Origin of the sequence: Longimicrobium terrae (genome assembly GCF_014202995.1) — a bacterium.
Taxonomy (GTDB): Bacteria; Gemmatimonadota; Gemmatimonadetes; order Longimicrobiales; family Longimicrobiaceae; genus Longimicrobium; species Longimicrobium terrae.
The window spans coordinates 379730-392731 of sequence record NZ_JACHIA010000003.1; the positions used below are offsets into that span (position 1 = coordinate 379730).

12 protein-coding genes are annotated in these 13002 nt (G+C 69.7%); 9 read left to right on the plus strand and 3 right to left on the minus strand.

What is annotated here, in order from left to right; all coding sequences use genetic code 11:
* Window positions 1-21: 21 nt before the first annotated feature.
* Window positions 22-981 (plus strand): sirohydrochlorin chelatase, encoded by a 960-nt coding sequence (locus HNQ61_RS07755; protein WP_170039575.1) that lies wholly within the window; start codon window positions 22-24, stop codon window positions 979-981.
* 516 nt (window positions 982-1497) lie between these two features.
* On the opposite strand, the gene HNQ61_RS07760 is transcribed toward HNQ61_RS07755, so the two are convergent.
* A complete protein-coding gene (locus tag HNQ61_RS07760; RefSeq protein ID WP_170039577.1) occupies window positions 1498-2859 on the minus strand; it encodes a tRNA nucleotidyltransferase/poly(A) polymerase-related protein in 1362 nt (453 codons plus the stop codon).
* Between the two features lie 128 nt (window positions 2860-2987).
* On the opposite strand from HNQ61_RS07760, the gene HNQ61_RS07765 reads away from it, so the two are divergent.
* From HNQ61_RS07765 to HNQ61_RS07800, 8 genes are all read left to right on the plus strand, one after another.
* Complete coding sequence (locus HNQ61_RS07765; RefSeq protein WP_170039580.1) at window positions 2988-3452, plus strand: hypothetical protein; 465 nt, start codon at window positions 2988-2990, stop codon at window positions 3450-3452.
* Between the two features lie 523 nt (window positions 3453-3975).
* The gene (locus HNQ61_RS07770) at window positions 3976-5088 is read left to right on the plus strand and encodes a 3-oxoacyl-ACP synthase III family protein (RefSeq protein ID WP_170039583.1); all 1113 of its coding nucleotides are present in this window, start codon (window positions 3976-3978) and stop codon (window positions 5086-5088) included.
* 31 nt (window positions 5089-5119) lie between these two features.
* On the plus strand, window positions 5120-5740 hold the full coding sequence (locus HNQ61_RS07775; protein WP_170039586.1) for a hypothetical protein: 621 nt from the start codon (window positions 5120-5122) through the stop codon (window positions 5738-5740).
* Window positions 5741-6018: 278 nt separating this feature from the next.
* Entirely contained in the window at window positions 6019-7749 is a 1731-nt protein-coding gene (locus HNQ61_RS29525) for a methyl-accepting chemotaxis protein (protein ID WP_170039588.1), read from the plus strand.
* A 164-nt stretch (window positions 7750-7913) separates the two neighbouring features.
* Complete coding sequence (locus HNQ61_RS07785) at window positions 7914-8321, plus strand: DUF2188 domain-containing protein (RefSeq protein WP_170039591.1); 408 nt, start codon at window positions 7914-7916, stop codon at window positions 8319-8321.
* Entirely contained in the window at window positions 8318-8707 is a 390-nt protein-coding gene (locus HNQ61_RS07790; RefSeq protein ID WP_170039594.1) for a type II toxin-antitoxin system VapC family toxin, read from the plus strand. Before HNQ61_RS07785 ends, HNQ61_RS07790 begins: the two co-directional genes overlap by 4 nt.
* Before the next feature lie 73 nt (window positions 8708-8780).
* Entirely contained in the window at window positions 8781-9614 is an 834-nt protein-coding gene (locus tag HNQ61_RS07795) for a hypothetical protein (protein ID WP_170039597.1), read from the plus strand.
* A 53-nt stretch (window positions 9615-9667) separates the two neighbouring features.
* Window positions 9668-10195, plus strand: coding sequence for a hypothetical protein (locus HNQ61_RS07800; RefSeq protein WP_170039600.1), 528 nt, complete (start codon window positions 9668-9670; stop codon window positions 10193-10195).
* Between the two features lie 82 nt (window positions 10196-10277).
* Here HNQ61_RS07800 and HNQ61_RS07805 read toward each other — a convergent pair whose 3' ends face one another.
* Together HNQ61_RS07805 and HNQ61_RS07810 are read right to left on the minus strand one after the other, a co-directional pair.
* Window positions 10278-10652, minus strand: a complete 375-nt coding sequence (locus tag HNQ61_RS07805) for a hypothetical protein (RefSeq protein ID WP_170039603.1) — start codon at window positions 10650-10652, stop codon at window positions 10278-10280.
* 148 nt (window positions 10653-10800) lie between these two features.
* Complete coding sequence (locus HNQ61_RS07810) at window positions 10801-12996, minus strand: glutamine synthetase III family protein (RefSeq protein WP_170039606.1); 2196 nt, start codon at window positions 12994-12996, stop codon at window positions 10801-10803.
* Window positions 12997-13002 lie beyond the last annotated feature (6 nt).

The window sequence follows — 13002 nt, forward strand, 5'->3', positions numbered from 1 at the left end:
TCACCATGGAGATTTGACGTGATGTCACGACGGATTGGCGGGACCCTGGTCGCCGCGCTGCTTTGCCTCGCCCCCGCGCTCGCCGCGCAGGACGGGCCGGTGGGCACGCTGCTGATCGCGCACGGCGGAGGCCCCGCGTGGGACGCGCAAGTGCAGACCATCGCCGGGCTGGTGAACACGGGCGGACCGGTGGAGGTCAGCTTTCTGATGGGCCCCGGCGCCGCCACGCATCGCTTTCAGGACGCGGCGCGCAAGCTGGAGCAAGGGGGGGCGAAGAGCATCGTCGTCGTGCCGATGCTCGTTTCCAGCCACAGCGGCCATTATCAGCAGATCCGCTGGCTGGCCGCGCAGACGGACACGCTGGATGACGAGATGCAGCACCATCTGCACATGTCCGGCATCGAGCGGGCGACGGTGCGCGTGCCCATTCGCATGAGCCGGGCGATCGACGATTCGCCGGAGGTGGCGCGGGTGCTGGCGGAGCGTGCGCTGGCCATCGCCACGGCGCCGCGGCGGCAGGCGCTGTTCATCGTGGGGCACGGGCCCAACAGCGCCGAGGACCACGCCGATTGGATGCGCAACCTGCGCCCCATCGCCGACAGCGTGCGCGCCGCGACGGGCTTTCGCGACGTAAAGATCGGCCTCGTGCGCGACGACGCTCCCGCCGAGGTGCGCGCGGAGGCGGTGCGCGCCATCCGCGAGACAATCGAACTTCAGCACATGGCGACGGGGCAGCCGGTGGTCGTCGTGCCGGTGCTGATCAGCACGGGCTCGGTGAGCCGCGAAAAGCTGCCGCGCGACCTGGCCGGCCTGCCGATGATCTACCGTGGGGACGCGCTGCTGCCGCACCCGGGGCTGGCGCGGTGGGTGGAAGCCCGCGTGCGCCAGACGGTCGCGGCCCCCGCCGCGCAGACCGCCGCTGTGCCGCAGACGGCCCAGCCCGTCACGCCCGCCCCCGCCGCGGGCGCTCATCATCACTGATCGAGATCGGTTGAGGGTTGGATAAAGCGAATCTCCCTCCCCGGGCAGGTGCCGGGGAGGGAGATTTAGTTGTGGATTGCAGACGGTGTTCTGTGCGCCGCCGCGGGAGGCCCCTCCCCCGGCCCCTCCCCGTCAAACTGCCGCACGGAGAGGGGAGAAAGATCAACTCAACTCGTTCCCGACAATGCTGTACATGCGGAGAGGCCCCCTCTCCCCGGCCCTCTCCCCCGCTCCGCGGGAGAAAGGGAGACCTCAGTGCGAGGGCGGGCGGCGGTACGGTTCGCCTGCATCCGTCCGGCGGTTGAAACCGCGCCTCGAAACACACGATGTCCGCCTCCGCGGACCGGGTGCGCGAAGGCCGGCCGCACGCAATGCAGTTGAAGCCCCGAACCGGACGCGCCAGCGGCCGGTGTCGGGGGTTCCCGCTGTTCGAGCGGCGGATTTATTCGCTCTATCCGGGGGAGGGTGGGCGAGTAGTACGAGCCCGGGTGGGGGCCGCCCTGACGCCCGCACCTATCACGACACTCGCCGCGCCACCATCCCCATCAGCGTCTCGCGCTCATTCAGCGCCGGATCGTCCGTCACCCGCTCCAGCAGGTCGCGCAGGATCTCGCCGTACAGGCGGCCCGGTGGCAGACCCAGCTGCCGCAGTTCCGTCCCGCCGATGGCCAGGTCGCCGATCTCCAGCGGCGTTCCACGCGCCACCTCCCGCCGCGCGCGGCGCCACAGGGCGACCAGTTCGCGCCGCGCGTCCGCATCCGCGCCGTACGCGCGCAGATCCGCGATGCGCAGGCGGAACACGTCGTTCAGGTAGCGTGGGCCGATGCGCCGCAGCCAGCGCCGCAGCACGGGATCGGGCGCGTCTGCCGGGGGCGCGGCCTCGTGCTGCGCGACCAGGTGGACGGCGGTGTCGATCTCCGCGTTGCTGAACTTCAGCCGGCGCATCACCGCATCCGCCGTGGCGGCGCCCGCGGCGGCGTGGTCGGGAAAGGTGACGCGGCCGTCCCGTTCCGTGCGCGTGCGCGCCTTGCCCGCGTCGTGCAGCAGCGCGGCCATCCGCAGCCCCGCGCGCGCGGGAGAGATAGCGTCCACCACGCGCAGCGTGTGCGTCCACACATCCTCCTCACCCGCCCCGTTCGGCACGCCGGCGCACGCCTGCAGCTCCGGAAGCAGCACCGCGAGCACGCCCGAGTCGCGGTACATCCGCAGCGCGATGGACGGCGGGTCCACCTGCCGCAGCACCTTCAGCAGCTCCTCGCGCACCCGTTCCGCGGACAGGTGCGTCAGCTCCGGCGCCGCCGCCCGCGCCGCATCCCACGTCCCCTCATCGATCCGCATGGCGAAGCGCCCGGCGAACCGCAGCGCCCGCAGCACGCGCAGCCGGTCTTCGCGAAAGCGCTCCGCGGGGTCGCCCACCGTGCGCAGCACGCGCGCGCGCAGATCGGGAACGCCGCCGTGCGGGTCGCGTACTTCGTGCGTCACCGGGTGCCAGGCGACCGCGTTGATGGTGAAGTCGCGCCGCTGCAGATCCTCATCCACATGATCGGCAAAGATGACGCGCGCGTGCCGCCCGTCCGTCTCCACGTCGCGGCGGAACGTCGTCACCTCGTACATCACCCCGTCACGCCCCAGAACACCGACCGTCCCATGCTCAATTCCGACGGGAACGGTACGCTTGAACAGGCGCCGCATCTCCGCCGGGCGCGCGGCGGTCGCCAGATCCCAGTCCTTGGGGTGCCCGCCGGTGAGGGCGTCGCGCACGGCGCCGCCCACCGTCCACGTGTCGAATCCCGCGTCAATCAGCCGCCGCGCGATCCACACCACGTCGCGCGGCGGGTGGAGGTCCGGAAACGTCTCTGTATCACTCGTAGCCGTCACGATGGAACCCGGCCCGGGGAAGCTTTGGAAACGGACATGCAACTCCGCGTGGGGGAACGACTTGGCGAGATCGTCACAGTGCGTTATACTTTGCGGTCCACTGCGCCGCCCTCTCTCCGGAACTGCCCATGACCACTGCCGAACTGCTCGACCGCTCCGCTGTCACGCCCGCGTTTCGCGACGCGATGCTTCAGTTTCTTCGCGACGGCCGGTCCAGCGAGCGAATCCGGTTCGGCTACGGCTGCCCCGCCGTCAAGGTAGAGCGGACGCTGCACAAGGCGCTGGTAGAATACCCGCAGGTTCCCGTGGAATCAATTGAAGTGGCTGCCGCCTCCGGCTGCGAGTACTTTCGCGGGCAGATGACGGTTCGCACCGCCTCGGACGAAACGCATGTCGCCTTTCACTGGGACTGCAAGTGGCGGGCGGAGCAGGAAGGGTGGCGCGACTGGTTCGGCTTTCCCGACCAGGCCCGTGCCGCCCGCGAGTTCGGCTGGGACTGCTTCCGCGTGTGGGATGAGGAACCGCGCGGCGCGCTGGTGATGCAGGCCTCCCGCAAGGCCACACCGATCTCCATCGACGCCTCCTTCGCCTGATCCGCATCCGGTTGATGACGTGCAGCGGGCCGCCCCCCTCAGGGCGGCCCGTTCTGCGTTCACGCCGGTTCCTCCACGCCGGAGCGACGTCCCCGCGCGGAGCAGAGGCGGAATCGTACCCCTTATCGGCGCACACACGATCCGGCAGCTCATCCGACCACGTCGGGGCTGGACGGCACCACGCTCGTATATCGCCTTCCCGTACCGCAATCTGCAAGACCGGGATTTCGGGAGATGAAAAGATTTCCGGCTCCCGATCCTTTTTTCCTGCCCAGTCCAACTGATTCCGCGACTGAGATACGGTTCCACGTTGCAGTTGCCTGCGTACCCTTCCAGACACAAACCCGCATGGATGCTCACAATCCGCCACCGATGGGCAAAGGCGGATGGGAGCAGCGTTGTAGCACTCCGGAAAACAGGTGATCCGGGGAACGGGAAGGCACCAAGCGTGCGGATATGTTAGCCGACACGTTGTGCACGGCGGACCATCGCAGCCCCGCTCGGCCATCCTTCCGGAGATCTCATGATTCAGGTGACAAACGCCTTCGGCACGCGCTCCGTGCGCGTGGCCGGAGCGGGCGCATACGTGCCCCCTCACGCCGTCGACAACGCGAGCATCACGCAGGCCATTCCCGGCTGGTCCGCCGACTGGATCTCGGAAAAGACGCAGATCCGCGAGCGCCGCTTTCTGTGGGAGCTGGACCCGCAGACCGGCGTGACCACCGCCCCGGCCGACGCCGGACAGCCGGCCTGCAACACCGACATGTGCGAGGCGGCGCTGCGCCGCGCCCTGGACATGGCCGGCATGGACGCCGCCGAGCTGGACGCCGTGTTCGTGGTGACCTGCACCCCGGACCGCGTCAACTTCAGCTACGACGCCATGGAAGTGCACCGCCGCGTGGGATGCCGCCCGGACGCGTACGCACTGCTCATCGACGACGGCTGCGGCGGGACTCCCTACGTGATGGACATGGTCTACAAGATGATCCGCAGCGGCGCCATCAACACCGCGGCGGTCATCGGCAGCGCATTCACCTCCGCGCTGGTGGACCGCGACGTGTGGACCGGCGACGTGGAGCCCTCCCCCGGCCGCAAGCGGCTTCCCGCGGCGTTCGGCGCCTACGTGTTCGGCGACGGGGCGGGCGCGGTCATCCTGCGCGGTGACGGCGAGCCCGGCCAGGGCATCGTCTCGTCCATGGCGGGGAACGATTACCTGCAGCTGGTCATCCGCCGCGCGGGCGGGGTGGAAAACCGCGTCAGCGGCGCGGTGAACCCGGCGGACGCGGCCTTCGTCATCGACGGACAGCTCGTGGCGCGCTCGTATCCCACGTACATGAACGCGTGCATCGCCGGCGTGCTGGCCGAGCGGCCGGAGCTTCGCGACAAGGTGCAGCGCTACTACTTCCACCAGCCCAACAAGCGGCTGCTGTACCACTACGTAAAGCAGGCCGGCCTCCCCGCCGAGCGCGTGGCGTGCAATGTGGACCGCTACGGCAACACCTCCGCGGCCGGCATGCTCATTCTGCTGGCCGAAGACCTGGAGCAGGGCGTCGTGCGCCTGGGCAGCGGCGACCTGGTTCTGATCGCGGCCGTCGGCGCTAACGTGCACTACGGCGCGCAGCTCATCCGTCTCTAGTCCCCCGCACTCACCCAGAGGATTTCCGTCGATGAACATCCGTCCGTTTGCAGCCCTCGCGTTCCTCCTCCTGTCCGCCGCCGCGTGCAGCGACGGCCCCTCCGGCGTGGACCGCACCCCGCGCGACGTGGCCGCCTCCGCCAGCGACGCCGACGAGGTGATGGGCACCCGCCGCCGCGGCGAAAACGAGCCCCTCGTGCTGCGCTTCCGCTCGGTGGAGGACCCCGCCTTTCCCGCGGACCGCTCCGTGTGCGCGGCGGCGCCTTTCACGACCAACGTGTACCTGGGCGCGTCGCTGTGGTCCGAGGTCACCACGATCTCGTCCGGCCGCGTAGTACACGACGCCGTGCGCCGCATCGGCAAGGCGACCGCGTGCGTCCGCATCACCGACCCCACCTTTCCCCCGGGGCTGCCGCAGGACATGTACGCCCGCTTCGACACGCCGGAAGGGATCTATACCGCCATCGGCGCGTGCACACTCATCAGCAACGACGTGCCCGCCAGCGGCCTGGTGCTGGGCGGCTGCCACCTGCGCATCGTGTCCGGACCCGCGCGCTCCCGCGGCGGCGCCATCACCAGCCTGAGCGTCTTCAACCCCGCGCAGCTTCCCGGCTACATGACGGGCAGCGAGTGGACCGTCCAGACCTACTGACCCGGCGCGCTGTCCCTCGCCGGATCGATGGAAACCACGCGGCCGGCCGGCGACGTTCCGGCCGGCCGCGGCGGATGCCGGACAGGTGCACAGATTGAACGGCGCAGTCGTGTAGCACACGCTTGACGCCACCATATCAACAAACGATCTTGTCGCCTCACGTCCATCTCCATCTCAGTAGCGCCCCGGTTCTGCCGCGGCACCCGCCGTCCCGGTGAGCCACATCACCCGGGGCCGTCCATGCGTTTCCGCCGCTTCCCGCTGACGCAGAATCCGTCGTGAGCACCCTTCTTTCGGACCCGCCCCGCCGTTCCGCGCCGCACCATTCCGCGCCGCAGTCCGTCACTCCGCCCGCCCCGCAGACGCCACCGGCCGAACCGCCGCCCATGCACGCGGAGGCCCCCGCCGCGCGCGCCGAGCGCTTCGCGGAGGAGCACATCCACATCCTGCGCGCCAAGACGCGCGACGAGGTGTGGGTACGGTGGATTCTGATCGTGGGCGCGGTGCCGCTGGTGGCGTACCTGCGCTGGGCGGGCGTGCTCACCATCAGCTACGACGCCATCGCGGGGCTGGGCGGCGGCATCGCGATCGTCAACGGCGTCTTTCACCTGGCGCTGGTGCGCAACCGCTGGGCGCCGTGGCAGTTCTGGGCCAGCCTGGTGGTGGACCACCTGGTCCTCTTTGGATTCACCTCGGCGCACGGGCCGTTCGGAATGCTGATGATTCCGTACTACGTGGCGCTCTTTTCCTCCACCGCGCTGGGCGTTCCGCGGGCGAGCTGGGCATCCACCCTCATGACGGCCGTGCTGTATCCCGCGGCGCGGCTGGTGGGGCTGTGGGCCAACCCGGCCATGGAACTGCCCTGGCAGATGCTGGCGCTGGAAACGGCCGTGGTGGTGAGCGTGCTGGCCGCCACCCTGCTGGCGCCCAGCCACTACACGCGGCGGCTGCGGCAGGTACGCGAGGCGCTGGCCCTGGTGGAGGAAGGCGACTTCCGCGTGCACATCGCCGCCGGCGACCGCGACCAGATGGACTTTCTGGCGCAGTCCGTAAACCGCGTGGGCGCCTCCGTGGGCGGGGTGATCCGCGAAGTGCAGTCACAGGCCCGCTCCCTGGCCGCGGTGGCGGAGGAGCTGTCCGCCACGTCGGAAGAGGTGCAGGCGTCCGCGGTGCAGGTGGGGAGCATCGCCAGCGACGCCGCGGGCGAGGTGGAGCGCGAAATGACGCTGATGAACCGCGGCGGCGAGGCGCTGCAGCGGCTGGCGGCGCAGAACATGGTGGTGCGCGCGGAGGCCTCCACCGCCGCGGACGACGCGCGCCGTGTGGCGTCGGAAACACACACCCACGTGGGCCGCATCGCACACTCAGGCACGCTGCTGGTGGAGGTGGGCGAGGGATACCAGCGCGCTTCCAACGCCATGGACGCCCTGCACGGCGCGGGCGAGCGCATCGGCGGCTTCGTGGGCTCCATTCGCGCCATCGCCGAGCAGACCAACCTGCTGGCCCTGAACGCCGCCATTGAGGCCGCGCGCGCCGGCGAGCAGGGTCGCGGCTTTGCCGTCGTCGCCGACGAGGTGCGCAAGCTGGCGGCGGAATCCGGCACCTCCGCGGAGCGGGTGAACGGCACCGTGGTGGAAACGCGCGACGCCATCAGCCGCATGCGCGAACAGCTGGAACTGGCGGACCGCCGCCTGGCCGGCGTGGGCCAGGCCTCGCGCGAGGGCGAGGTGGCGCTGGGCTCCATGGTGGATGGGCTGCGCCGCGCGGTGGAGTCCATCGAGCGCATTCACGGCGAGGTGGAGGCGCAGGCGGGGGTGATGGATGAACTGCTGGCCGCCATGCGAGACGTGCAGGCCATCGCGGGCAACACGCGGGCGCGCACGGAGCAGACCGCCTCCGCCGCGCGGCAGCAGGGCGCGGCGATGGAAGAACTGTCCGACGCGAGCCAGAACCTGGCCGGCATGGCCTTTCACATGAACAGCCTGGCGGATCGCTTCCGCGTGGATTGACACGGGTTTGGGGGATGAAAAACGGGCCGCTCCGGAGTTCCGGGGCGGCCCGTTTCAAACCCGTCCGCACGGTGGCGGCTCGCGGTATTTGAGATTTGGCGTCCGTGATGTACTGTTTGTGCGCCGGGCAAACCGGCCGCTGCGAACGCCATCCGGGAGCCGAGATGAACCGCACCGACGAAGCCGTCACGACCGACGAAACGCCCATGAACCAGCCGCCGGGCTGGTACGTTCTCCCCAAACCGGGAGGCGGCTGGCGCGTGCACGACGGCGGCACGCCCGCGCCGGCCGCCGTGTTCGATCGCAAGACCGACGCGATCGCATTCGCCCGGCGCCAGGCCGCCTGCCCCTGCGCAAGCAACGGCGGGAGCGCCCGCAAGCCGGTGGTGATCTTCAACCGCCCGCGAAAGCTCTCGCCGGACGAGATGAACGCACGGTACGAGGGCTACGATTTCAGGCTGCCCCGCCCCACTCCTCCCGGCGGCCGCAGCTTCCGCGGGCCGCGCAGGAAGTACTGGATGTCCGACGACTTCGATGAACTTCCAGCCGAGATTGCGGAGTTCTTCGAATGAACCGAGTGTTGCTCGATACACACACATTTCTCTGGCTGACGCTCGAAGACGGGCGCCTGTCCAGTGCCGCACGCGCCATGATCGACGCGGAAGACACGCGTGCGCTGGTGAGCATCGTCAGCTTGTGGGAGATCGGGATCAAGTCAGGCATCGGCAAGCTGGATCTTCCAGACGACTTCGACTCGTTTGTTGCCGCGGAGCTTCGAAAGCGGGCGATTGCTATTCTGGATCTTGAACTCGCACACGTGTACCGCGTACACGCGCTGCCGCTGCACCATCGCGATCCGTTCGACCGGATGCTGGTGGCGCAGAGCCTGGCGGAAGGCATTCCCGTCGTGGGGCGCGACCGGGAGCTGGACGCGTACGGGGTGGACCGGCGGTGGTGACGCTTGCCGCCAAGCGCCGGGCCCCGCACTTTGACGATCGCCCGCCCTGTTGCCCGCAAGCCGTGGAACCCGCATGACACGACGCCTCCTGTTCGCGGCCGCCTGCCTGCTCGCGGGCCTGCCCGCCGCCGCGCCGGCGCAGGACGCCCCGTTCGCGAGCGCCAGCTGCCCGGTTCCCGCGGGCGTGCTGGGCTATCCCGTGTGGGTTCGCGCGGAGGGCGCGGAGGTGGATTCCGCGTACCTGCACGCCTTGGCCGGCGCGCTTGCCCGCCGGTGGGAGCCGCCCAGCCCGCGCCGCGGCACCTTTCCCGGACTGGAGCGGCTGCGCAACCGCCTGCAGCCGCCCGAGCCGCGCATGCCGGATGACTGGACGCCCCAGGCGCGCCACACGGCGCGCGTGCAGGCCACCCTGGTCGCGGGCGGCCGCCCGGGCGATCCGCGGATCGTGCAGGGTTCCGGCGACCGCGGCTTTGACCGCACGCTTTCCACCGCGTTTCACGACGGGGCGCCCGGCGCGCCGGACCTGCCGCGCCTTCCCGCGGGGCTGGATTCGCTCCGCGTCACGGTGGGATTCGGCATCCCGCCTGAGGCGGGCGCGCAGACGGCGCGCTTTGCCGCGCAGCAGGAGGGCGTTCGCGTCATCACGCTGGACGTGCGCACCAACCCCGTCTCCCGCCGCGACGGCCCGGTCGGCATGGCGCCGGGCGGGAGCGAGGTGGCCGTCATCAAGTATGACGTAGATGAAAACGGCAGGGTGGATCCCGGATCCATCGAACTGCTGCAGGGCGGGCGCGGTGGACTGGCCGGGGCCATCCGCAACGGGCTGGCGACCGCCCGCTTTCAACCCGCCGTTTCCAACTGCCGCCCCATTCCGCTGACGGTCGTGCAGCGCTTCGGACGCAGATGATCCGGTTCGGCACGGTGCCGGCCGCCCTGGACGATCCTCATCCACAGGACCCGATGACGTTTCCCTCCCGCCTTCCGCCGCATGACCTCGCGCGGCTGGTGATCGACGCCGCCGAGCAGGCCGGCGCAGAAGGCTACTGGACCGGCGCGCACCCCATCCACGACGATGCGGTGCGGCACATGGTCCGCTTCCTGGGCCTGCTGCTGGCCGGCGACGACGACTTGGCCGCCAGCGAAATCGAGGTGTACGGCCGCGTGTTCGAGGCGGTCTCCGGCCACCGCCCCGGGGTGGACGAACTGCGTGCGGCGGCGATGGAAAGCGTGGAGCTGGCCAGCGATCCGGACGGCCTGCACGCCTTTCTGATGGAAACGCCGGCGTACCTCGCTTCCGTGCTGGAGATGGACCGCGAGCGCGGCACCCGCAACGGCGACCAGGTGGTGACGGCGCTCAGCGGCCTGGGTCTCGCCATCCTGACCGCGGACGGGCACGCCACGCCGGAAGAGGATTCCATCATCACCACGCACCTGAACCACCTGCGCGGCGAACTCGACCGCCTCGGCGTCACCGCGACCGAGGTCTGACCCGCTGGCGTCGATCAAAACGAAAGGCCGCTTCCCCGGAAGCGGCCTTTCGTCTGTCCAGGATCCACGCTTGTCTCGCGTCTCAGCGGAGGGCGCGGACGATCAGTTCAGTGATCCCACCGAGGGTCGCACCCGCGCCGGCGCTGAGGACGACGAACGATTCCGCGCCGATGCACTCCGTGTGGCGGCAATCGACGTAGATGGCCGCCGCGCCCAGCGCTCCGCCTGCCAGCAGCCCGGCCGCCGGGAACGCCCACCACGGCCGCTTTCCCGCCGTGATCCCATCCAGATCCGAGGGCGCGCGAGCACCCGAATTCGTCAGCGGTGCGACAAGGCGCGGATCGACTGAAGGCGCAGCGAGAACCGTCCGCGAAGCGAACACCGCCTGCGAGGCGAGCGACCCGGGAGCGCAGGCGAGCAGAATGCTGGTGACGGCAAGGAAGCGCAGGCGACGCATATAGATGTATTGATTGGGGAAGGCGCGAGAACCTCGCGTGACGAATCCCGACGTGAATGACCGGCATCAACGCGCGAAGGATCAGAATACGACAAAAGGCCGCCTCCGGAATCCCGGAGGCGGCCTTTCTCGTCATCGACCCGCAATGCTACTTCACGAACAGCATGTCCCGGTAGGTGGGCAGCGGCCAGTAGTCGTCCGGGACGATCTTTTCCAGCCCGTCGGCGGCGCCGCGCACGCGCAGCATGGCCGGGACCACATTGTCGCGCACGTGGTACGCCTTGCTGTGCACGTCCTCGCCGCCCAGCTCGGCGTTCTGCGCCACCAGCGCGTCCAGCGCGTCGGTCAGTTCATCCACCAGCCCGTTGACCTTGTCCAGCGTGCCGCGCAACCCGCGCGCCTTGAGGCCGATGTCCTCCGCGCGCTCGGCGGCGGCCAGCAGGTCGTTCAGGTAGCGCACCGCGGCCGGCAGAATCATGGTGCTGGCGATGTCGGCCGTGGTTTCGCCCTCGATGTTCACCGTCTTGAAGTACTGGTCCAGCGCCACCTCGTGCCGGCTCTCCAGCTCGCGGTGCGAAAGCACGCCGTACTTCTCGAAAAGCGCCTTGTTCTTGTCCTGCGGCAGCAGTTCCAGCGCGTCCAGCGTGGTGGGCAGGTTCAGCAGCCCGCGGCGCGCCGCCTCGTCGTGCCACTCCTGGTTGTAGCCGTCGCCGTTGAAGACGATGCGCTTGACGCGGCGGATCTCCTCGGAAATCAGGCTCCGGAGCGCGGTCTCGAACTCCGTGCCCCTGGCCAGCTCGGCCTCCAGCGCCGTGTTCATCTCGTCCAGCGACTCGGCCATGATCGTGTTCAGCACCGTGGCGGGAAACGACACGGACTGCGACGAACCCAGCGCGCGGAATTCGAACTTGTTGCCGGTAAAGGCGAACGGCGACGTACGGTTGCGGTCACCCGCGTGCTGCGGAAGACGCGGCAGCACCGGCGAGCCCAGCCCCAGAAGGCCGCCCTGCTTGCTGTCGGTGGCCTCGCCCGCGCTCTCCAGCTGGTTGAACACGTCCGCCAGCTGGTCGCCCAGAAAGACGGAGATGATGGCCGGCGGAGCCTCGTTGGCGCCAAGGCGGTGGTCGTTGCCCGCGTGCGCCACGGCCGCGCGCAGCAGGTCCTGGTGACGGTCAACCGCGCGCAGCACCGCCGTGCAGAAGAACAGGAACTGCATGTTGGCGTGCGGCGTATCGCCCGGCTCCAGCAGGTTGGCGCTTTCCGTTCCCAGCGACCAGTTCAGGTGCTTGCCGCTGCCGTTTACGCCCGCAAACGGCTTTTCGTGCAGCAGGCACGCCATGCCGAAATTCCGCGCCACCTTGCGCAGCGTGATCATCATCAGCTGCTGGTGGTCCGCCGCCAGGTTGGCGTTCTCGTAGATGGGCGCCATCTCGAACTGCCCCGGCGCCACCTCGTTGTGCCGCGTCTTCACGGGCACGCCCAGCCGGTACAGCTCGCGCTCCACCTCGATCATGAAGGCCAGCACGCGGTCCGGAATGGATCCGAAGTAGTGGTCCTCAAGCTCCTGCCCGCGCGGCGGCTTGGCGCCGAACAGCGAGCGCCCCGTGGTCACCAGGTCCGGACGGCGGTAGAAGAACTCCTGGTCGATGAGGAAGAACTCCTGCTCCGGCCCGCAGGTGGCCGTGACGCCGGTGGCATCGGCGCCGAACAGCTTGAGGGCGCGGGTGGCCTGCTCCGCCAGCACCGTCATGGAGCGCAGCAGCGGGATCTTGGTGTCCAGCGCGTCCCCCGTCCACGACAGGAACGCCGTGGGAATGGACAGGTAGCAGCCGGCCGGCGTTTCGGCGATGAACGCGGGCGAGGTGGGGTCCCACGCGGTGTAGCCGCGGGCCTCGAAGGTGGCGCGCAGCCCGCCCGAGGGGAACGACGACGCGTCGGGCTCACCCTGGATCAGCTCCTTGCCGCTGAACTCCGCGACCGCTCCGCCCCCCGCGTTGGGGGTGATGAAGCTGTCGTGCTTTTCCGCCGTGCTCCCGGTGAGCGGCTGAAACCAGTGGGTGAAGTGCGAGGCGCCCTTTTCCAGCGCCCACTCCTTCATGGCCAGCGCAACGGCGTCGGCAATGGAGGGGTCCAGCGTTTCGCCGCCCTCGATGGTGCGGCAGAGGGCCTTGTACACCTGCTTGGGCAGGCGGGCGCGCATCTCCGACATCCCGAAGGTGTTGGAGCCGAAGATCCCCTCGATGTCCATGGGAATGGGGCCGGTGGGCGCGCTGCCTGAGCGGCTGTCGGCGCCCCACCCGGTGGCCGCGGCCAGGGTGTCGAACCGGGCGGTGGTCCTGGGCATTGGTCG